The organism is Pseudomonas sp. LBUM1656 (assembly GCF_059716065.1).
Window position 1 is genome coordinate 3,231,128 of record NZ_CP166800.1, and the last position, 21,786, is coordinate 3,252,913.

At 60.9% G+C, this 21,786-nt stretch carries 19 protein-coding genes; 18 read left to right on the forward strand and 1 reads right to left on the reverse strand.

Annotated elements, in window-relative coordinates; all coding sequences use genetic code 11:
- Positions 1-101 precede the first annotated feature (101 nt).
- The 10 genes from ACA072_RS14670 to ACA072_RS14715 all read left to right on the forward strand — a co-directional run bounded on the left by ACA072_RS14670 (position 102) and on the right by ACA072_RS14715 (position 11,573).
- Positions 102-1,460, forward strand: a complete 1,359-nt coding sequence (locus ACA072_RS14670; protein WP_461982270.1) for a glutamine synthetase family protein — start codon at positions 102-104, stop codon at positions 1,458-1,460.
- Between the two features lie 150 nt (positions 1,461-1,610).
- The gene (locus ACA072_RS14675) at positions 1,611-2,699 is read left to right on the forward strand and encodes a polyamine ABC transporter substrate-binding protein (RefSeq protein ID WP_497618481.1); all 1,089 of its coding nucleotides are present in this window, start codon (positions 1,611-1,613) and stop codon (positions 2,697-2,699) included.
- Positions 2,696-3,988 carry an NAD(P)/FAD-dependent oxidoreductase gene (locus ACA072_RS14680; RefSeq protein ID WP_497618482.1) on the forward strand — a complete coding sequence of 431 codons (1,293 nt, stop codon included), beginning with the start codon at positions 2,696-2,698 and terminating at the stop codon, positions 3,986-3,988. Before ACA072_RS14675 ends, ACA072_RS14680 begins: the two co-directional genes overlap by 4 nt.
- Before the next feature lie 232 nt (positions 3,989-4,220).
- On the forward strand, positions 4,221-4,817 hold the full coding sequence (locus ACA072_RS14685; protein WP_497618484.1) for a paraquat-inducible protein A: 597 nt from the start codon (positions 4,221-4,223) through the stop codon (positions 4,815-4,817).
- The gene (locus tag ACA072_RS14690) at positions 4,814-5,473 is read left to right on the forward strand and encodes a paraquat-inducible protein A (protein WP_497618486.1); all 660 of its coding nucleotides are present in this window, start codon (positions 4,814-4,816) and stop codon (positions 5,471-5,473) included. Before ACA072_RS14685 ends, ACA072_RS14690 begins: the two co-directional genes overlap by 4 nt.
- A complete protein-coding gene (locus tag ACA072_RS14695) occupies positions 5,454-7,109 on the forward strand; it encodes a PqiB family protein (protein ID WP_497618487.1) in 1,656 nt (551 codons plus the stop codon). Before ACA072_RS14690 ends, ACA072_RS14695 begins: the two co-directional genes overlap by 20 nt.
- A 16-nt stretch (positions 7,110-7,125) precedes the next feature.
- On the forward strand, positions 7,126-7,686 hold the full coding sequence (locus ACA072_RS14700) for a PqiC family protein (protein ID WP_497618488.1): 561 nt from the start codon (positions 7,126-7,128) through the stop codon (positions 7,684-7,686).
- Positions 7,687-7,893: 207 nt separating this feature from the next.
- Entirely contained in the window at positions 7,894-8,904 is a 1,011-nt protein-coding gene (locus ACA072_RS14705; protein WP_497618489.1) for an iron ABC transporter substrate-binding protein, read from the forward strand.
- Between the two features lie 3 nt (positions 8,905-8,907).
- Positions 8,908-10,506, forward strand: a complete 1,599-nt coding sequence (locus tag ACA072_RS14710) for an ABC transporter permease (protein ID WP_497618490.1) — start codon at positions 8,908-8,910, stop codon at positions 10,504-10,506.
- Positions 10,503-11,573, forward strand: a complete 1,071-nt coding sequence (locus ACA072_RS14715; RefSeq protein ID WP_497618492.1) for an ABC transporter ATP-binding protein — start codon at positions 10,503-10,505, stop codon at positions 11,571-11,573. The genes ACA072_RS14710 and ACA072_RS14715 overlap by 4 nt, the downstream gene beginning before the upstream one ends.
- A gap of 3 nt (positions 11,574-11,576) precedes the next feature.
- Here ACA072_RS14715 and ACA072_RS14720 read toward each other — a convergent pair whose 3' ends face one another.
- Positions 11,577-12,467: a site-specific integrase gene (locus ACA072_RS14720; RefSeq protein WP_497624992.1), complete on the reverse strand. Its 891-nt coding sequence runs from the start codon at positions 12,465-12,467 to the stop codon at positions 11,577-11,579.
- A 402-nt stretch (positions 12,468-12,869) separates the two neighbouring features.
- Between ACA072_RS14720 and arnB the strand changes: the two genes are divergently transcribed.
- From arnB to ACA072_RS14760, 8 genes are read left to right on the forward strand one after another with little or no spacing between them, the layout of a single operon-like run.
- Positions 12,870-14,018, forward strand: a complete 1,149-nt coding sequence (gene arnB, locus ACA072_RS14725; protein WP_497618494.1) for a UDP-4-amino-4-deoxy-L-arabinose aminotransferase — start codon at positions 12,870-12,872, stop codon at positions 14,016-14,018.
- Positions 14,015-15,034, forward strand: a complete 1,020-nt coding sequence (gene arnC, locus ACA072_RS14730) for an undecaprenyl-phosphate 4-deoxy-4-formamido-L-arabinose transferase (RefSeq protein ID WP_497618496.1) — start codon at positions 14,015-14,017, stop codon at positions 15,032-15,034. The genes arnB and arnC overlap by 4 nt, the downstream gene beginning before the upstream one ends.
- Positions 15,031-17,022 carry a bifunctional UDP-4-amino-4-deoxy-L-arabinose formyltransferase/UDP-glucuronic acid oxidase ArnA gene (arnA, locus tag ACA072_RS14735; protein ID WP_497618497.1) on the forward strand — a complete coding sequence of 664 codons (1,992 nt, stop codon included), beginning with the start codon at positions 15,031-15,033 and terminating at the stop codon, positions 17,020-17,022. The genes arnC and arnA overlap by 4 nt, the downstream gene beginning before the upstream one ends.
- Positions 17,022-17,906: a 4-deoxy-4-formamido-L-arabinose-phosphoundecaprenol deformylase gene (arnD, locus tag ACA072_RS14740; RefSeq protein ID WP_497618498.1), complete on the forward strand. Its 885-nt coding sequence runs from the start codon at positions 17,022-17,024 to the stop codon at positions 17,904-17,906. Before arnA ends, arnD begins: the two co-directional genes overlap by 1 nt.
- A complete protein-coding gene (gene arnT / locus ACA072_RS14745) occupies positions 17,903-19,552 on the forward strand; it encodes a lipid IV(A) 4-amino-4-deoxy-L-arabinosyltransferase (RefSeq protein WP_497618499.1) in 1,650 nt (549 codons plus the stop codon). Before arnD ends, arnT begins: the two co-directional genes overlap by 4 nt.
- Positions 19,549-19,893: a 4-amino-4-deoxy-L-arabinose-phosphoundecaprenol flippase subunit ArnE gene (gene arnE / locus ACA072_RS14750; RefSeq protein WP_497618500.1), complete on the forward strand. Its 345-nt coding sequence runs from the start codon at positions 19,549-19,551 to the stop codon at positions 19,891-19,893. Before arnT ends, arnE begins: the two co-directional genes overlap by 4 nt.
- Complete coding sequence (arnF, locus tag ACA072_RS14755) at positions 19,890-20,291, forward strand: 4-amino-4-deoxy-L-arabinose-phosphoundecaprenol flippase subunit ArnF (protein ID WP_497618501.1); 402 nt, start codon at positions 19,890-19,892, stop codon at positions 20,289-20,291. The genes arnE and arnF overlap by 4 nt, the downstream gene beginning before the upstream one ends.
- Positions 20,288-21,667, forward strand: a complete 1,380-nt coding sequence (locus ACA072_RS14760; protein ID WP_497618503.1) for a UDP-glucose dehydrogenase family protein — start codon at positions 20,288-20,290, stop codon at positions 21,665-21,667. Before arnF ends, ACA072_RS14760 begins: the two co-directional genes overlap by 4 nt.
- Positions 21,668-21,786 lie beyond the last annotated feature (119 nt).

A 21,786-nucleotide genomic window follows, 5' to 3' on the forward strand; every position in this document is an offset into this window, starting at 1 on the left:
CGCAAGGCTCGCCCAAGATAGTCGTCAACGCGTCTCAGGGGAAGTGTGTGGTGGATGAAACCGCCCTACCCGGCGTTAATAAAACCATTAACGAGGTCTTTATGAATGTCCCTTTCGATCAGTTGCTCACGTGGCTGAAAGATCACAAGATTACCGAAGTCGAGTGTGTGGTCAGTGACTTGACCGGCATTGCACGCGGCAAAATTGCACCCACCAACAAGTTCCTGCATGAGCGAGGCATGCGCCTGCCGGAAAGTGTGCTTTTGCAAACGGTAACCGGGGACTTTGTCGACGACGACATCTACTACGACCTGCTCGACCCGGCCGACATCGACATGGTCTGCAAGCCCGTCGCGGACGCGGTTTACGTGATTCCATGGGCCATCGAGCCGACCGCCATCGTAATCCACGACACCTTCGACAAGTTCGGTAACCCGATTGAACTGTCGCCGCGCAACGTGCTGAAAAAAGTGCTGCAGCTGTACACCGACAAAGGCTGGCGGCCGATTGTCGCGCCGGAAATGGAGTTCTACCTGACCCAGCGCTGCGAAGATCCGGACTTGCCGCTCAAGGCGCCGCTGGGTCGTTCGGGCCGTGCGGAAAGCGGTCGTCAGTCGTTTTCCATCGACGCGGCCAATGAATTCGATCCGCTGTTCGAAGACGTCTACGACTGGTGCGAACTGCAAGGCCTGGACCTTGACACGCTGATCCACGAAGACGGCCCGGCGCAGATGGAAATCAACTTCCGTCATGGCGACGCGCTGGACCTGGCCGACCAGATCACCGTGTTCAAGCGCACCATGCGCGAGGCGGCGCTCAAGCACAACGTCGCGGCGACCTTCATGGCCAAGCCGATTGGTGATGAGCCCGGCAGCGCCATGCACATCCACCAGAGCGTGGTCGACATCGCCACCGGGCAGCCGATCTTCGCCAATGCCGACGGCACGATGAGCGAACTGTTCCTGCACCACATCGGCGGCCTGCAAAAGTACATCCCGAAAGTGCTGCCGATGTTCGCGCCCAACGTCAACTCGTTCCGCCGCTTCCTGCCGGACACCTCGGCGCCGGTCAACGTCGAATGGGGCGAAGAAAACCGCACCGTCGGCCTGCGAGTGCCGACCTCCACGCCGGACTCGATGCGCGTGGAAAACCGCTTGCCGGGGGCTGACGCCAACCCGTACCTGGCGATTGCGGCCAGTTTGTTGTGCGGTTACCTGGGCATGGTTGAACGCATCGAGCCGAGTGCTGCGGTGCAAGGTCGAGCCTACGAGCGCCGCAACCTGCGCCTGCCGATCACCATCGAGGATGCGCTGACACAGATGGAAGAGTGCGAAACCATCGGACGGTATCTGGGCGACAAATTCGTGCGCGGTTACGTGGCGGTCAAGCGTGCCGAGCACGAGAACTTCAAACGGGTGATCAGCTCCTGGGAACGTGAGTTTTTGATGCTTAGCGTTTAACCCATCACAACACAACTACAACAACTAACGATCGTTCCCACGCTCTGCGTGGGAATGCAGCCCGGGACGCTCTGCGTCCCATTGGAACGCGGAGCGTCCCTAGAGGCATTCCCACGCAGAGCGTGGGAACGATCATCGAAGAGGTGTCGAATGCGTCTATTGAAATCCATGGTTCCGGCCACGCTGGCCGTGCTGTTCAGTGCCGTTGCCCAGGCTCAGCCCACCGTCAGCGTCTACAACTGGACCGATTACATCGGTGAAACCACCCTCGTCGATTTCCAGGCCAAATCCGGGATCAAGGTGATTTACGACGTCTTCGACTCCAACGAAACCCTGGAGGGCAAATTGCTCGCCGGCCGCACCGGGTATGACGTGGTCGTGCCGTCCAACCACTTTCTGGCCCGTCAGGTGAAGGCCGGCGCGTTCCTCAAACTGGACCGCGCGCAGTTGCCGAACTTCAAGAACCTCGACCCGAAACTGTTGGCGCTGCTGGAGAAAAACGATCCGGGTAACGAGCATTCCGTGCCGTACCTGTGGGGCACCAACGGCATCGGCTATAACGTCGACAAGGTCAAGCAAGTGCTCGGCATCGACCGCATCGACTCCTGGGCCGTGCTGTTCGAACCGGAAAACATCAAGAAACTCAGCCAGTGCGGCGTGTCGATGATGGACTCGGCGGATGAAGTGTTCCCGGCAATTCTCAATTACATGGGCATGGACCCGCGCAGCGAGAACCCCGAGGACTACAAAAAAGCCGAAGCCAAACTGTTGAGCATCCGGCCTTACATCACTTACTTCCACTCGTCCAAGTACGTGTCGGACCTGGCCAACGGCGACATCTGCGTGGCTTTCGGCTACTCGGGTGACGTTTTCCAGGCCGCGAACCGGGCCAAGGAAGCGAAGAACGGCGTGAACATCGCCTACGCGATACCGAAGGAAGGCAGTAACTTGTGGTTCGACCTGCTGGCAATTCCTGCTGATGCCGGCAACCCGAAAGAAGCCCACGCGTTCATCAATTACCTGCTGGACCCGCAAGTGATTGCCAAGGTCAGCGCCTCGGTCGGTTACGCCAACCCGAACCCGGCCGCCAAGCAATACATGGACGCGGAGCTGGTGAACAATCCTGAGGTTTATCCGCCCCAGGCAGTCCTCGACAAACTCTACATTTCGACCACCCCGCCACAGGCGATCATGCGACTGATGACCCGTTCCTGGAGCAAAGTGAAGTCCAACAAATGAATAACGAACACGCACATTCCTATTACGCGGCCACGGCCAATGGCCTGACGCCCTACCCCACGCTGGCCTCGGACCTCGTGGCCGATGTCTGCGTGATTGGCGGCGGTTTTACCGGGGTCAACACCGCGATCGAACTGGCTCAGCGCGGGCTCTCGGTGATTCTGCTGGAGGGCCGGCGGATCGGCTGGGGCGCCAGCGGGCGCAATGGCGGGCAGCTGATTCGCGGCATCGGGCATGACGTCAGCGGTTTCACCCGTTACATCGGTGAAGACGGCGTGCGCTATCTGGAGCGTGCGGGTATCGAATCGGTGGAACTGGTGGGCAATCGCATCCGTGAACACGGGATTGAGTGCGACCTGCGCTGGGGGTTCTGCGAGCTGGCCAACACCAAGGCTCAGTTCACGGCGTTCAAGGCTGAGCAGGAAGCTCTGGCCGAGTCGGGTTACGCCCACGAAACCCGCCTGGTCGGGCCGGAGCAGATTCGCCAGCAAGTGGTGAACTCAGGCGTCTATGCCGGTGGTCTGGTCGACATGGGTTCTGGCCATTTGCACCCGCTCAATCTGGTGCTGGGCGAAGCAAAACTGGCGCAATCCCTTGGCGTGCAGATCTTCGAACAGAGCCCGGTAGTGGAGTTGATCCATGGCAGCACGGTGCAAGTTCGTTGTGCCGCTGGCACGGTGCGCGCCGGCAGTCTGGTGCTGGCCTGCAACGCACATCTGGAAGAGCTCGAACCGACACTCAGCGGCAAGGTGCTCCCGGCTGGCAGCTACATCATCGCCACCGAGCCGTTGGCGCCTGAGGTTGCCGCGCAGTTGATCCCGCAGAACCTGGCGTTGTGCGACCAGAAAGTTGGCCTGGATTACTACCGGCTCTCGGCGGACCGACGCTTGCTGTTCGGTGGAGCCTGCCACTACTCCGGGCGCGATCCGGCCGACATCACGGCGTACATGCGTCCGCAGATGCTCAAGGTCTTCCCGCAACTGCGCGATGTGCGCATCGACTATCAATGGGGCGGCAGGATTGGCATCTCCGCCAATCGTTTTCCGCAGGTCGGGCGCTTGAGTCAGCACCCCAACGTGTTCTACGCCCAGGGTTACTCCGGGCATGGGCTGAACGTGACGCATTGGTGCGCGAAGTTGTTGGGCGAAGCGATCCATGCCGGGCACAGTCGAGGGTTTGATGTGTTCAGCGCGGTGCCGCACATGACCTTTCCGGGTGGGCCGATGCTGCGTTCGCCACTGCTGGCGCTGGGGATGTTGTGGTATCGCCTGCGCGAACTGCTTGGCTGAGTTGATCGTTCCCACGCTCTGCGTGGGAATGCCTCTACGGACGCTCCGCGTTCGGCTCTCGATGGGACGCAGAGCGTCCTGGGCTGCATTCCCACGCAGAGCGTGGGAACGATCAGACACAGGTCCTCGTCTATCCCAATGAATTGTTTAGGCCTTTCGATTTGCTCAATCGCGAGGCACTTCTATATTGAGGAGGTGCTCTGACTTTCCTGCGTCCTGGCGAGTGCGGCCTATGGCTACGACTGACCAACTGATCATCTGCGAGCACTGCGACTGCGTGTATGAAAAAGTCACGCTCGCCAAACATCAAAAAACCCTGTGCACACGCTGCGGCGGCGTGCTCCAGCGCTATAACGGCCTGACGGTGGAACAACGCCTGGCGTTGACCTGGACCGCGTTGATGCTGTGGGTTTTCGCCAATTTCTATCCGGTCATGAGCATCAGCCTCAAAGGCCTGAAAAACAGCGCAACCCTCTGGGATTCGGTATTGGCCTTGAGCCTGGGTCCGATCACCTTCATCGCCATGGTGGCCGCGATCGCGATGATCATCGCGCCGATCTTCCAGCTGTTGCTGCTGATCTGGGTACTGAGCTACGCCCTCGCCTCCCGGCGCTCGCCCGGTTTCAAATTCTGCATGCGCTGGCTGGAAACCCTGCGGCCCTGGAGCATGCTCGAAGTGTGCCTGTTGGGGGCGATGGTCGCGGTCATCAAGCTCGCCGGGCTGCTTGACGTGCTGCCCGGTATCGGTCTGTTCGCGCTGGCCGTGCTGAGCCTGATGATGATCCGCATCGCCGGGCGCGATGTCCGTGAGCTGTGGGACATTCTATGACAACGCCTCCGGTCGCCAGCGAGCTCAACCTGTGCCTCTGTCACAGCTGTGGGCTCGCCTGCGACATGACCCAGGAACCCCACGAATGCGAGCGCTGCGGCGCGCCGCTGCACCGGCGCAAAACCAACTCACTGGCCCGCACCTGGGCCTATCTGCTGGCCTCGTTGGTGTTTTACATCCCGGCCAATCTGTTGCCGGTGATGAACACCAAGATGGTCGGCAACGGCGCCGACAGCACCATCATGGCCGGCGTGATCGATTTCTGGCAGCACGGCGCCTGGGACATTGCCCTGATCATTTTTATCGCCAGCATCGCGGTGCCGGGCGTCAAGTTCGTCGCCCTGATACTGCTCCTGGTCACGGTGCACCGCGACAGCCTGTGGGCGCGCAAGGAACGGTCGACGCTTTACCGTTTCGTCGAGGTCATCGGTTACTGGTCCATGCTCGACGTGATCGTGGTGGCCCTGGTGGCTTCACTGGTGAAGTTTCAAGCCCTGGCCGATATCGAACCTCGCCTGGGCATTCTGTTTTTTGGTCTGGTGGTGGTGTTCACCATGCTGTCAGCGATGAGTTTCGATCCGCGGATGATCTGGGATCAGCAGCGGGATCAGCACTCACAAACCGAGGAGGACATGGATGAAGTCGCAAGCCACTGACGGGCCGCAAGCCCCTGGCCAGGCCCCCATCAAGACCCGTCGATTCAGCATTTCACTGGTCTGGATCGTGCCGATCGTTGCGGTACTGGTGGGCCTTTCCCTCGTCGTCCACAGCATGCTGCAGGAAGGCCCGACCATCACTGTCACGTTCAAGACCGGCAACGGCCTCACCGCCAACAAAACCGAGGTCAAATACCGCAATGTGGTGATCGGACAAGTGTCGGACGTGGAACTGAGCGACGACCAGAAGAGTGTCAACGCCACGATCAAACTGGCCAAACAGGCTGAAAGCTTCACCCGCGAAGACTCGCAGTTCTGGGTGGTGCGACCGCGTATCGGTGCCGGCGGCGTGTCGGGCATCGACACCTTGCTTTCCGGTGACTACATCGGCGCCGACATCGGCCAGGCCAACAACCGCGCGAAGACCTTCAAAGGCCTGGAGAACCCGCCACCGATTACCTATGGCGAACCGGGCAAACGCTTCACCTTGCACACCCAGGACCTCGGGTCGCTGGACATCGGCTCGCCGGTTTACTACCGAAAAATCCCGGTCGGCCAGGTGGTGGCCTACGCCCTGGACCCTGACGGCAAAGGCGTGAACATCGACCTGTTCATTCACTCGCCCAATGACGCCTATGTCACCGAAAACACCCGGTTCTGGAACGCCAGCGGCATTGATGTCAGCGTCGGCGCCAATGGCTTTGCGGTGAAGACCGAGTCGTTGTCCTCGCTGCTGGTGGGTGGCATCGCGTTTCGTGCGCCGGAATACAGCCCCAACGATAAACCGGCGGCTGAAGAATACGCGTACGAGCTGTTCCCCGACCAGCAAACCGCCCTCGCCCCGCCCAGCGGCAAGGGCCAATACCTGAGCCTGCGTTTCGACCAGGCCCTGCGCGGCCTCAAGGTCGATGCCCCGGTGGAATTCCTCGGCGTGGAGTTCGGCAAGGTGGTGTCGATCAATCTGGATTTCGATGCGAAAAAGCGCACCTTTCCGGTCAACGTCGGCATCGTGATCTACCCGCAGCGCCTGGGCATGGCCCACACCAAAATGCTCCAGGCGCTGAATCATAATCCCGATGATGAAGCCGCGGGTGTGCGGTTGATGGGCTCCTTCATCGAGAACGGTCTGCGCGCCCAGGCCCGCAGCGGCAATCTGCTGACCGGTCAGCTGTACATCTCGCTGGATTTCTACCCCAAGGCCGAGAAAGTCGCGTTCGATCCGAGCGCCCGTCCGGTCAGTATTCCCACGGTTCCCGGCAGCCTCGAACAGTTGCAGGAAAAACTCGAAGGGATGGTCGACAAGATCAATCAGCTGCCGATCGGGCGGATTGCCGGCAATCTGGACAGCAACCTCGTCGAGCTGCGCAAAGGCCTCACCCAGTTCAACGCCAAGACCTTGCCGGGCGTGCAAACCACCCTGGCCGACGTCAGCAAGACGCTGCAATCGGCCAGTTCGACCCTGGCCGAAGACTCACCGCAGCGGGAACAGTTGACCCAGACCCTGGATGAACTCGGGCGCATGTCGCGCTCCTTGCGTGAGCTCTCGGATTACCTCGGGCGGCATCCGGAATCGCTGATTCGCGGCCGACCCAACAACGCCGCACCGATGGATCTGCAGGCGCCACCGCGCAACTGACCACAGGAGCAACACCATGGTTTTATCGCTGAAGATCACCTTGGTCACCGCGCTGTTATTGCTCACCGCTTGCCGCAGTGATCCGATCCAGTTCCACACCCTGATGCCGACGCAATTGGGGAATCAGTCCAGGGCCGGTGCGGCGGAGATTCAGATTGAAGGCATCAGCGTTCCGCCTCAGGTCGATCGTCCGCAGATCGTCATTCGCCAGGGCAACAGCGGCCTGGCGATACTCGAAACCGAATGGTGGGCCGCCAGCCTGGTGGACGAATTGCGCAGCGCCATGGTCGATCAACTGCTCAACACCACTCCTCAGCGCAGACTGTCGGTGCGCCTGGATGTGCAGCGCTTCGATTCGGTTCCAGGGCAATACGCATTGATCGACGTAAAATGGCGCCTGCGCAACCTCAGCGAAAGCGATGCCACGCTGCTGAGCTGCCGCAGCACCTTGCAGACCCCTTCGGGCCCCAGCATTGATGAATTGGTGGTGGCGCATCAGAACAACGTCAAGCGTCTGGCCGCCGCGATCAGTCAGGCTGCCGGTGGAGCGTCGAAAGGCTGCCCATCCAGCCAGTGATGACATTGTTTGATTCAGATCCATCGGGCAAGGGGCCGAGGTGCTGCTAATCTGAATGAAAATGACATGTATTAACGGTTTTTTTGACGTTGATTGCTCATTTTGCGCTCTACATTCCCTGCGACTCACACCCTGCAAACGGTTCGCATCGATTTGCCAGCGAAACGACGTGCATGACTTCCAACAAGAACAGGAGCTGCCGACAGAATGATCCCCCCTATCCCTTCATTCCTCAAAACCGCCTTGCTGGCCACCGCCCTGCTCAGCGCCGGACAGGTGCTTGCCGCGGACGACGGCATCGTGGTCTACAACGCGCAACACGAAAGTCTGACCAAAGCTTGGGTCGAGGGCTTCACCAAGGAGACCGGCATCAAGGTCACCGTGCGCAACGGCGACGATACCGAGATGGGCAATCAGATCGTGCAGGAAGGCGCTGCCTCCCCGGCCGACGTGTTCCTGACCGAAAACTCCCCGGCGATGGTGCTTGTCGACAACGCGGGTCTGTTCGCACCGGTTGCGCCAACGACGCTGGAGCAAGTCGATGCGGCTTATCGTCCGGCGCACGGCAAATGGGTCGGGATCGCCGCGCGCTCCACGGTGTTTGTCTATAACCCCAGCAAACTGCCTGAAGCGGACTTGCCAAAATCGCTGATGGACCTCGCAACCCCCGCCTGGAAAGGTCGCTGGGGCGCTTCGCCGGCCGGTGCAGACTTCCAGGCGATTGTCGCGGCGGTGCTGGAACTCAAGGGTGAAGCGGCCACGCTGGAGTGGCTCAAAGGGATGAAAACCAATTTCACCGCCTATCGCGGTAACAGTTCGGTGCTCAAAGCGGTGAATGCCGGACAGATCGACAGCGGCGTGATCTATCACTATTACAGCTTCGGCGACCAGGCCAAGACCGGCGAGAACAGCAAGAACACCGCCCTGCACTACTTCAAGCACAAGGATCCGGGGGCGTTTGTCAGCATATCCGGTGGCGGCGTTCTGGCATCCAGCAAACACAAGGATCAAGCCCAGGCATTGCTGAAATGGATCACCGGCAAGGACGGTCAGGAGATTCTCAAGACCGGCAAATCGTTTGAATACGCCGTGGGCAAAAACACCCAATCCAATCCAAAACTGGTGCCTTTGCAGCAGCTCGACGCCCCTGCGGTCGATGCCTCAAAACTCGACAGCAAAAAAGCCGTGGAGCTGATGACTCAGGCGGGACTGCTTTAAGTGATGCCTGAAACCCTGCCAACGGGTATCCCCACGGCGTTACCCGACAACCTGCGACGCCGCGCCCGTGGCGTCTTCGCCGGTCGCGGCGGCGCATGGGTGATCGGTTTGTCGGTGCTGGTGTCGCTGCTGGCGCTGATGCCGATTGCCTTCGTCATCGGCGTGTCGATTCAGACCGGCTGGGCAGCGCTGGTGCCGCTGGTATTCCGGCCACGGGTCGGCGAGTTGCTGGTCAACACCGTGTTGCTGGTGGTCATCACCATTCCGCTGTGCATTGCGCTTGGCCTGGCCCTGGCCTGGTTGACTGAACGCACCAACCTGCCGGGCCGACGGGGCTGGTCGTTGCTGGCCACCGCGCCGCTGGCAGTGCCGGCGTTCGTTCACAGCTATGCGTGGGTCAGTTTGTTTCCACCGATTCATGGCCTGTTTGCCGGGGTGCTGGTCTCGGTGATTGCTTACTTCCCGTTCCTGTACCTGCCGATCGCCGCGACCCTGCGCCGGCTCGATCCGGCCATCGAAGACGTGGCCGAGTCCCTGGGGCTAAAGCCCTGGGCGATCTTTTTTCGCGTGGTGTTGCCGCAACTGCGCCTGGCCATCTGCGGCGGGGCCTTGCTGGTGGGTCTGCACCTGCTGGCCGAATATGGCCTGTACGCGATGATCCGTTTCGATACCTTCACCACGGCGATCTTCGATCAGTTCAAATCCACCTTCAATGGCCCCGCCGCCCACATGCTGGCCAGCGTGCTCGCCCTGTGTTGCCTGATAATGTTGACCGTCGAATCGGCCGCTCGCGGCACGGCGCGTTACGCCCGGGTCGGCTCCGGCAGCGCCCGTGAGCAGCGGGTTGTGCGTCTGGGCGCGCAAGCCACCGTGTCTGGATTGATCCTGCAAATCTCCACCTGCGCCCTGGCACTCGGTGTGCCGCTGATCACCCTCGGCAAATGGCTGATCGCCGGCGGTACGCACGTCTGGGACCTGGCGGAGCTGATGCCGGCGCTGGAACAGACCCTGCTGCTGGGGATCTGCGGCGCAGTCCTCACTACCTGCGCCGCCATCCCGATTGCCTGGCTGTCGATCCGCTCACCAGGCCGGTTGCAACGATTGCTGGAAGGCTGCAACTACATCACCAGTTCATTGCCTGGAATCGTCGTGGCCCTGGCCCTGGTCACCATCACCATTCATTTCGCCCGACCGATTTACCAGACCACGGTCATGGTGCTCCTGGCGTACCTGCTGATGTTTTTGCCCCGCGCCCTGGTGAGTTTGCGTGCCGGCATTGCGCAGGCGCCGATTGAACTGGAAAACATGGCGCGCAGCCTCGGTCGTTCGCCTGCACGGGCCTTGTGGCTGATCACCCTGCGCCTCGCCGCGCCCGGTGCCGCCGCCGGCGCCGCGCTGGTGTTTCTGGCGATCACCAATGAGCTGACCGCGACCCTGCTGCTCGCCCCCAACGGCACGCGCACCCTGGCCACCGGTTTCTGGGCGCTGACCAGCGAAATCGACTATGCCGCTGCCGCGCCCTACGCCTTGCTGATGATTGTGCTGTCGCTTCCGTTAACCGGACTTCTTTATCACCAATCCAAACGAACGGCTGGCCGATGAACGCTCTTGAACTCGATTCGATCCACAAATCCTACGGCCCTCATAAAGCCCTGGAGAACATCAGCCTGTCGGTGCCCAGCGGCAGCCGAACGGTGATCGTCGGCCCATCCGGTTCCGGCAAAACCACATTGCTGCGGATGATCGCCGGTTTCGAGTTCCCGGACACCGGCAAGCTGTCGCTCAATGGCCAGACGCTGGTCGACGACACCCATGAAGTCCCGGCGCATCAGCGCTTGATTGGCTATGTCCCCCAGGACGGCGCCCTGTTCCCGCACATGACCGTGGCCGCCAATATCGGTTTCGGGCTGGCAACCAAGGGGGACGCCAAACACCAGCGAGTCGCCGAACTGATGGACAGCGTGGCTCTCGATTCGAGCATGGGAAAGCGTTGGCCCCATGAGCTCTCCGGCGGCCAGCAACAGCGTGTGGCGCTGGCCCGGGCCCTGGCGCAGCAGCCGCGCTTGATGTTGCTGGACGAGCCGTTCTCGGCACTCGACACCGGCCTTCGAGGCGCCATGCGCAAAATGGTCGCGCGGCTGCTGAGCGACGCTGGCGTCACCACCATTCTGGTGACCCATGACCAGAGCGAAGCGCTGTCGTTCGCCGATCAACTGGCGGTGATGCGCGACGGTCGTCTGGTGCAGTCGGGCCATCCGCTGGACTTGTACCGCTATCCGGACGACGAACAAACCGCGTTGTTTCTCGGCGACGCCGTGGTCATGCCCGCCAGGATCGAGGCCGGTTGGGCCCATTGCGATCTGGGCCGAATTCCGGTCAATAACCACCGCAACAACAAATCGGCGCAAATCATGCTGCGCCCCGAACAGCTGCAACTGGTCAGCATCCAGCCTAGCCCGACCGAAGTCGCCGGGTGCCGCGCCGTGGTGACCGAGCGGGATTTCAGCGGCAATACCTGCACCTTGACGGTGGAGTTGCAGCCTACCGTTGCCGGCGACCCGCATGGTCGATCATTGATGGTGCGCAGCTCGGGCATGTACGCGCCACCCGCCGGCAGCGCGGTTCACGTCTCGACCATTGGTCATGCCCATGTGCTGAGCGAACCGTGAACATCAGAGATCGAAACGATCCACCGCGCGACGTCGCTCGTTGTCATCGCGCACGTCGTAGTTGGCGGTCGTCTGGATGTTGCTGTGATGAGCCAGTTTCTGTGCGATCGACAGGTCGTGTTCTTCGATCACCCGGGTAATGAACGAACGCCGAAAATCGTGGGGCATGATTTTCACCCCGACCTGCGCGCCTCGCTGGCGGGCGATGTAATAGATCGCATGTTTGGTGATGCGCTCGCGGGTGATGTGGCTGCCACGACGGATGCGGTTGAACAGGAACGGGTCATCCACCTCGCCTTCCTTGAGGTGCGAACGGCGCAGTTCCAGCCAGGCCTGCAGTTTTTCAAAGGCCCAGGCCGGCGCGTACTTGATCAACTGCTTGTTGCCCTTGGCGGTGACCCGCAAGCTGCGCTCGCTGAAATCCACCTGTGACAGGTCCAGGTTCACCGACTCGGATTTGCGCATCCCCGAACCGTACAAAATCCCGATGATCGCCGCGTCTCTCAACCCTTGTGGACGCGGGTCAGCGGCACACACCGCCATCATTTCCTGAATCAGCGAGCGCCGCAGGTTGCGGCCCTGGGACAACCGCGTGCCGGCAATCCCCTTCACCGTACGCATTTTCAGCAGATGTTCCTGGCTGATCAGGCTCATGCGCCACGCTTCGTTCATCACCCCGCGCACGGCGTTGACGTACAGCGAAGAGGTGTTCGGCGCGTAGCCGTCTTCGCGCAACGCCGCGACCAGCGCAATCACGTTGTCGGGCTGGAGTTGGTGCCAGGGAATGTCCTCGACGTTCATGTCTTCGAACCCCAGACGGTCGGCCGCATCCTGCAAAACGTAACGCATGGTCAGCTGACTGGAGGGCGCCAGTCGGGCCAGGTACACGGTCATCGGGTTGGTCTTTGAAGCAACAGGATCGGTATTAGTCAAGTCAATCAAACGAAACGGCCTTGAGTGGAAACACTTCAGTAAAAACAACTAAGGATTGAAACATCATTCATATAAAGGGGAACACTTCGGCAGGACTTTTCTTCTGAAAATCGCGATAAACGGCAGAAGTCTGAACAGTGGCTGTATGACTTTCAGATAAACGATTCGAAGACCGCTTTTTCATGTTCCTTTCACAAAATCGGGCATAACCTTCAATCAACCCGACGAGCCCTTGTGGGTCGCCACGCTGCCGGTCGCGGCCCGGAAAGTCAATTGATGGCTTCCTGCTCCGGCAGCCAAACCCTTGAAAACACGCTTGTTTCGGCGATTTCGCTGAAGGGCGTCGTTCGCCCGGAGATTGTTATGAACGAAGTGTTTCTCCCCTTCTCCCGCCCCACCATCGGCGATGAAGAAGTCGCCGCCGTAGAGCAAGTACTGCGCTCCGGCTGGATCACTACCGGGCCGAAAAACCAGCAACTGGAAGAGCAATTTGCGCACGCTGTCGGTTGCCGTCATGCCGTTGCACTTTCGTCTGCCACCGGTGGTATGCACATCGCATTACTGGCATTGGGAATCGGTGCGGGTGATGAAGTCATTACGCCGTCCCAGACGTGGGTGTCCACCGCCAACATGATTTGCCTGCTGGGTGCCAAACCGGTCTTCGTCGATGTCGACCGCGACACGCTGATGAGCGACCTGGCCAGCATCGAAGCGGCGATCACGCCGCGTACCCGGGCCATCATTCCGGTGCATTACGCCGGTGCCGCCTTCGACCTCGATCCGCTCTACACCTTGGCTGACAGGCATGGCATCGCCGTGATCGAAGACGCCGCCCATGCGGCCGGCACTTTCTATAAAGGTCGGCATGTCGGCGCCAAAGGCACGGCGATCTTCTCGTTCCACGCGATCAAAAACATGACCTGCGCCGAGGGCGCGATGTTCGTCAGCGACGACACCGCGCTCGCCAACCGGGTGCGCATGCTCAAGTTTCATGGCCTGGGCGTTGATGCCTACGACCGCCTGACCCACGGCCGTAAACCTCAGGCGCAAGTGATGGAACCGGGTTTCAAATACAACCTGGCCGACATCAATGCCGCCATCGCTTCGGTGCAGCTGGAGCGCCTGGACGCGATCAACGCCAAGCGCACCGAGCTGGCGCGCACCTACCTGCAACGCCTTGAAGGATCACCGGTGCAACCGCTGGCCATTCCGACGTACCCGCAGCGACACGCCTGGCACCTGTTCATCTTGCGCATCGACGCCGAGCGCTGTGGACTGGACCGCGACGCGTTCATGAAGGCCTTGCTGAAACAGAACATCGGCACCGGCATTCATTTCATCGCTACGCACTTGCACACGTATTACCGCCAACGTTTTCCCAACCTTCACTTGCCCAACACCGAATGGAACTCGGCGCGTCTGTGCTCGATTCCGTTGTTCCCCGACATGACCACCGATGACGTCAATCGTGTGGTCGACGCCATTGAACACACCCTGGACGCAAGCCTGTGAAACCCTATCCGATCCGATGCGTGTCGATCGTCATCCCGGTCTACAACGAGCAAGACAGCCTGCCCGAATTACTGCGGCGCACCGAAGCGGCGTGCCGGCAGCTGCACCATGACTACGAAATCGTAATGGTCGACGACGGCAGTCGTGACAACTGCGCGCAAATACTCGAGGACGCGGCCAATCGCGAGTGCAGCCCGGTGGTGGCGGTCATTCTCAACCGCAACTACGGCCAGCACGCGGCAATCATGGCCGGGTTCGAGCAGTGCAAGGGCGATGTGGTGATCACCCTCGACGCCGACCTGCAAAACCCGCCGGAAGAGATCCCTCGCCTGGTGGCGCAGGCCGAACTTGGCTATGACGTGGTCGCCACGGTGCGCGGCAACCGGCAGGACTCAGCGCTGCGGCGTTGGCCTTCGAAGCTGATCAACCTCGCCGTGCAACGCTCCACCGGCGTGGCCATGAGTGATTACGGCTGCATGCTGCGCGCCTACCGCCGCAGCATCGTCGACGCGATGCTCGCCTGCCGCGAACGCAGCACCTTCATCCCGATCCTGGCCAACAGCTTCGCCCGGCACACCACGGAAATCCTGGTGATGCACGCCGAGCGCGAACACGGCGAATCCAGGTACAGCCCCATGCGCCTGGTCAACCTGATGTTCGACTTGATCACCTGCATGACCACCACGCCGTTGCGCCTGCTAAGCATCGTCGGTTTTGCCATGGCCGGCCTGGGTGTGGCGTTCGCCACCGCGCTGATCGTCTTGCGGCTGGTGTTCGGCGCCGAATGGGCCGGCGACGGCACCTTCGTGTTGTTCGCGGTGCTGTTCGTGTTCACCGGCGGGCAATTCATCGGCATGGGGCTGTTGGGCGAATACCTGGGCCGCATGTACAGCGACGTCCGCGCCCGCCCCCGGTTTTTCGTCGAGAAGGTCCTGCGTAGCCAACCCGCCACGCCGGCGCCCGTTGTCACTGTCGACGGCCTCACTTCCACTTCTTCCGATCAGGTTCCCTCATGAGCGCAAAAGCTGTTGTCTTCGCCTATCACGATATCGGCTGTGCCGGCATCGAAACCCTGCTCGACTCAGGTTTCGAGATCGCCGCGGTGTTTACCCACGCCGATGATCCGAAGGAAAACGCCTTTTACGCCTCCGTGGCAAAACTGTGCGCGAGCAAGGGTATCCCGGTCCACGCCCCGGAAGATGTCAACCACCCGTTGTGGATCGAGCGCATCGCCAAGCTCAACCCCGATTACCTGTTCTCGTTTTACTACCGTCACCTGCTGAGCGAACCGCTGCTGGCCACGGCCGGCAAAGGCGCGTTCAACCTGCACGGCTCATTGCTGCCCCGCTACCGCGGTCGCGCGCCGGCCAATTGGGTGCTGGTCAACGGTGAAACCGAAACCGGGGTGACGTTGCACCGCATGGTCGAACGTGCCGACGCCGGTGCGATCCTCGCCCAGAAACGGGTGGCCATCGAGCGCCGCGACACGGCGTTGAGCCTGCACGGCAAATTGCGGGTGGCCGCCATCGACCTGCTGCGTGATGCGTTGCCGGCGTTGCTCGCCGGTCAAATCAACGAAACCCCGCAGGACGAATCCAACGCCACGGTGTTCGGTCGTCGCACCCCGGCCGACGGCAAGCTTGTGTGGAAACGCCCCGCCGAAGAGCTGTTCAACCTGGTGCGTGCCGTGACCCAGCCTTACCCGGGCGCGTTCTGCGCCGTGGGCGAACACAAGCTGATTGTCTGGAGCGCCGACGTCGCCAAGGGCAATGAAGGCCAGGCACCGGGTCGGGTGATCAGCGTCAATCCGCTGCGCATCGCCTGTGGCGAAGACTCTTTGGTCATCACCGCCGGCCAACGCAACGACAACGGCTTTTACCTGAGCGGTCCGCAACTGGCCAACGAACTGGGGTTGGTCGAGGGTTCGGTGTTACGTGGTGCGGAGTCCGGTCGTGCCCCGCGTCGCACTCGGGTGCTGATCCTGGGCGTCAACGGCTTTATCGGCAATCACCTGTCCGAGCGCCTGCTGCGTGACGACCAATACGAGGTATATGGCCTGGACATCGGTTCCGATGCCATCGACCGCTTGCGCAGTCATCCGCGTTTCCACTTCGTCGAAGGCGATATCAGCATTCACTCCGAGTGGATCGAGTACCACATCAAGAAGTGCGACGTGATCCTGCCGCTGGTGGCGATTGCCACCCCGATCGAATACACCCGCAACCCGCTTCGCGTGTTCGAGCTGGACTTCGAAGAAAACCTGAAACTGGTTCGATACTGCGTCAAATTCAACAAGCGCGTGATCTTCCCGTCGACCTCCGAAGTGTATGGCATGTGCCAGGACCAGAACTTCGACGAAGACACCTCCAACCTCGTCGTCGGCCCGATCAACAAACAGCGCTGGATCTATTCGATCTCCAAGCAATTGCTCGACCGGGTGATCTGGGCCTACGGCCAAAAAGGCCTGAATTTCACCCTGTTCCGTCCTTTCAACTGGATGGGCCCGCGCCTGGACCGTCTGGATTCGGCGCGGATCGGCAGCTCCCGGGCGATCACCCAATTGATCCTCAACCTGGTGGAAGGCACGCCGATTCGCCTGTTCGACGGCGGCGAGCAGAAACGCTGCTTCACTGACATCGCCGACGGCGTCGAAGCACTGGCGCGGATCATCGACAACGAAAACGATGCCTGCAATGGCCAGATCATCAACATTGGCAACCCGGACAACGAGGCCAGCATCCGGCAGTTGGGCGAAGAGCTGTTGCGTCAGTTCGAAGCGCACCCGCTGCGGGGCAACTTCCCGCCGTTCGCCGGTTTCCGCGACGTGGAAAGCAAGGCGTTCTACGGCACTGGCTATCAGGACGTGTCCCACCGCAAGCCAAGCATCGCCAACGCCAGGCGCCTGCTGGACTGGACGCCGACCGTGGAGATGAGCGAGACCATCGGCAACACGCTGGATTTTTTCCTGCGTGAAGCCATGCTCGAACAATCGGAAAGACACTGATGCAGGCAGGCCTTCGGATCGATGTCGACACTTACCGAGGCACCCGTGAGGGCGTGCCGCAGTTGCTGGATATCCTCGATGAAGCGCAGGTCAAGGCGACGTTTTTCTTTAGTGTCGGGCCGGACAACATGGGGCGCCATTTGTGGCGCCTGATCCGCCCGCAATTCCTCTGGAAAATGCTGCGTTCCAATGCGGCCGGCCTGTATGGCTGGGACATTCTGCTGGCCGGCACGGCCTGGCCGGGCCAACCGATCGGTCGCGACCTCGGGCACCTGATGCGTCAGGCCCGGGATGCCGGCCATGAAGTCGGCCTGCACGCCTGGGATCACCATGGCTGGCAAGTTAACGCCGGACGCTGGAGCGACGTGCAACTGATTGAACAGATCCGTCAGGGCGTGGACACCCTCAGCGACATCCTCGGGCAAAAAATCGAGTGCTCGGCATCGGCCGGTTGGCGTGCGGATGAGCGGGTCATCGAAGCCAAGCAAGTCTTCGGTTTTCGCTACAACAGCGATTGTCGCGGCCAGTGCCTGTTCCGTCCGACATTGGCTGGGAGTGGGTTGGGGACGCCGCAGATTCCGGTGGACTTGCCGACCTTCGATGAAGTGGTGGGACCGAGCGTCGCGGCCAGTGACTTCAACGGCTTCATTCTCGATCAATTCAGCCCCGAAAAACTCAACGTCTATACGGTTCATGCCGAAGTAGAAGGGATTCTGATGGCCAACGATTTCCGCCGACTGCTGGCCGATGCGCGCCTGCGTGACATTGGGTTCAAACCCTTGGGCGATTTGCTGCCCGAAGCCCTCGGCACCTTGCCAACAGGTCGTGTCGTGCGCGGCACACTCGAAGGCCGGGAAGGCTGGCTGGGAGTGCAAGGCGTATGAGTAAACGCTGGGCACTGCCGCTGCTGCTGGGGATTGTCCTGTTGGCGTATCTGCTGCCATTGAGCAGCCATGGCTTGTGGATTCCCGACGAAACCCGCTACGCCCAAATCAGCCAAGGCATGTTACTAAGTGGCGACTGGGTGTCGCCGCACTTCATGAGCCTGCGCTATTTCGAAAAACCGGCGGCCGGTTACTGGATGATTGCCGCCGGCCAGGCGCTGTTTGGCCAGAACCTGTTTGGCGTGCGTTTTGCCTCGGCCCTGAGCACCGGCCTGAGCGTGATGCTGTGCTTCCTGATCGCCCGCCGACTGTGGAACGAGCCACGCAAGAGCTTTGCCTGTGCGCTGCTGTACATGAGTTTCACCGTCATCGCCGGCGCTGCGGGCTACGCCAACCTCGATCCGCAATTTACCTTCTGGGTCAACCTGAGCCTGATCGCATTGTGGTTTGCGCTGGACAGTGTCTGTCGTGGCCCGCGCCTGATCGGTTGGGCGGTGCTGGGACTGGCGTGCGGCATGGGGTTCATGACCAAGGGTTTCCTGGCCTGGCTGCTGCCGGTGCTGATCGCCCTGCCCTTCATGGCCTGGCAAAAGCGCTGGCGCGAGTTGCTGATCTACGGCCCGGTGGCGATTCTCGTCGCCCTTGCGGTGAGTCTGCCGTGGGCCCTGGCGGTTCATTCGCAGGAACCCGATTACTGGCGATTTTTCTTTTGGCACGAACACATCCGTCGCTTTGCCGGTGACGACGCCCAGCATGACGCACCGTGGTGGTTCTATTTGCCGTTGCTGGTGGCGTTCAGTCTGCCGTGGGCGGCATTGTTGCCGTCGGCGCTACGGCAAGCATGGCAAACCCGTGGTGAAGCCAACATCGGTTTTCTTCTGCTGTGGTTGTTGATGCCGCTGCTGTTCTTCAGCCTGAGCAACGGCAAATTGCCGAGCTACATCTTGCCCTGCCTGCTGCCATTGGCCTTGCTGCTGGGACACTGCCTGGCTGACCGGCTCAAGCTGGAGCAAGGCCGGATCCTGGGCATCAACGGCTTGCTGAACTTGCTGTTGGGCCTGATCACCCTGTTCACCCTGGTCTATCTGCAACTGCAAAAACCGATCTACGACCATGAACTGCACAACCTGGTGCTGGTGTTCATCGGCCTGATCGGCTGGATCATGGCCAATCTGCTGCAAGCCTTCAGGCCCCTGCAATGCTGGGCGGCACCGGCGTTCGGCAGCCTGCTGCTGATCGGTCTGCTGCCCGCCGGCCTGCCCGATTCGGTGGTGGCCAACAAGATGCCCGATCAATTCATCCTCGAGCATGCCCGGGAACTCGGCCAGACCGACCGATTGCTCGCCAACGATCTCGGCGCCGCAGCGGCCCTGGCCTGGCGCCTGAAACGTCCGGACGTGGCGTTGTACAACACGATAGGCGAACTGAAATATGGCCTTGCTTATCCTGACTCGGTGCAGCAGCGCGTCGATCCCGATCAGGTTCAGCAATGGATGCGCAACGCCCGCCGGAGCGGCTCGGTCGGCGTGGTGATGCGGGTCAAGGGTGACGACGAGCTGCAAGAAATCGAACGCCTGCCCAAGGATGGCAAACGCTATGAACAAGGCAATCTGGTGATTCTGATCTTTCCTCAGGGTGCGTCATGAGCCTGCTTCTGCTGTTGGCCGCGTGCCTGCTGACCTGCCTGGGCCAGATCGCCCAGAAGTACGCCGTCGAAAGTTGGCGCGCGAAGCCGTCGGCCTGGGGCGAGAAACTGCGTTCGCCGTGGTTGTGGCTGGCGCTCGCGGCGCTGGGCGCGGGTTTGCTGGTCTGGCTACTGGTGTTGCAGCGCCTTGAAGTCGGCATTGCCTACCCGATGCTGAGCCTCAATTTCGTACTGATCACCGTGATCGCCCGTTTTGTTTTCCACGAGCCCATCGACCGCCAGCACTGGCTGGGCGTGGCGCTGGTGATCGGCGGCGTGATTCTGCTGGGGCAACAGGCATGAGCCCGCGTCGTGGACTCACCTTTGCCATGGGCAGCGTGCTGCTTGGAAGCGCGGCGCAGTTGGGCATGCGCTGGAGCATGACGCGCCTGCCGTCCCCCGAATACTTACTGACTTCCAGCATCGATCCGACGGCGGTCGCCGTGGTGCTGGGCGCGATCCTGGCCTACGCCTTTTCAATGTTTTGCTGGCTCGCGGCCCTGCGGGATGTGCCGCTGGGTCGGGCCTATTCGCTGCTGAGCATCAGCTATGCGCTGGTGTATCTGCTGGCCGCCAGCCTGCCGCTGTTCAACGAAACGTTCAGCCTTTCAAAAACCCTCGGTGTGGCCCTGGTCATGCTCGGGGTCATCACCATCAATTCACGTCCAGCTCGCGCGCCCGAACTCAGGAGTGCCTCATGAAAATCAGTGTATTTGGTAGCGGTTACGTTGGCCTGGTGCAAGCCGCCGTCCTGGCTGAAGTCGGCCACGACGTGGTCTGCATGGACATTGACGAGAAGAAAGTCGAGTTGCTGCAGCAAGGCCACGTGAGCATTTTCGAACCGGGGCTGGCCAGCCTGGTGCGCGAAAGCCTGGAAGCCAGACGCCTGCAATTCACCACCGATGAAAAACTTGCGGTGCAGCATGGTCAGGTGCTGTTTATCGCGGTCGGTACACCGTCCCGGGACGATGGCTCGGCAGACCTGCGTTACGTGCTGTCGGTGGGTGAAGCGGTGGCCCGGCATCGTGAGCAACCGGTGATTCTGGTAGAAAAATCTACGGTGCCGGTGGGCACGGGCGACACCTTGCGTGCGCATATCGACAAGTGTCTGATCAAGGTCGGGCGCTTGCTGCAGTTCGATATCGTCTCCAACCCCGAGTTTCTGAAGGAAGGTTCCGCCGTGGCTGATTGCCGACGCCCGGACCGCATCGTGATCGGCTGCGAAAGCGATGATGTGCGCGATGTGATGCGCGACCTCTACGCGCCGTTTAACCGCAACCACGACCGCATCATGTTCATGGACCTGCGCAGCGCCGAGCTGACCAAGTACGCGGCCAATTGCATGCTGGCGACCAAGATCAGCTTCATCAACCAGATCGCCGAACTGGCTGAACATCTGGGTGCTGACATTGAGTCTGTGCGCCTGGGCATCGGCGCCGACTCGCGCATCGGCTACCACTTCATCTACCCCGGCTGCGGTTACGGCGGCTCGTGTTTCCCCAAAGACATGCGCGCGTTGATCCACAGCGCCGAAGAAGCGCATTGCTCCAGCGACCTGCTGCAAGCGGTGGAAGCGATCAATCAGCGCCAGAAGCACAAGCTGTTCGAGCGCATCAATGCGTTCTACAAGGGCGACTTGCGCGGCAAGACCTTCGCCGTGTGGGGGCTGGCCTTCAAGCCCAACACCGATGACATGCGTGATGCGCCAAGCCGGGTCCTGCTGGAATCGTTGTGGGCTGCCGGCGCCAGCGTGCGGGCGTTCGATCCGGAAGCCATGCAGGAAACCCAGCATCTGTATCCCGACGAGTCGAAACTGATGCTGATGGGCACGCCGGAATCGGTATTGGCCGGCGCAGACGCGTTGATCATTTGCACTGAATGGCAGCAGTTCAAGGCCCCGGATTTCGGCCTTATTCAGCAGAGGTTGAGGGCGCCGGTGATCTTCGATGGACGCAACCTGTACGACGCCGAACGCCTCGCCCGCAATGGTTTCCTGTACTTCCCGATGGGCCGTGGTGAGTCGCGCAGGTTGCCGATTCCGCATCAACAGTGGCCAGCGGCTCAGGTCGTCGCTTGATTGCGCTGTCACAACCCCTGTAGCAGCTGCCGAGCAACGCGAGGCTGCGTTCGGCGACGAAGTCGTCGTAAAACCTGCGCATGCGGTTTGCCTGATAAACCGCGGTGCCTGATCTCACG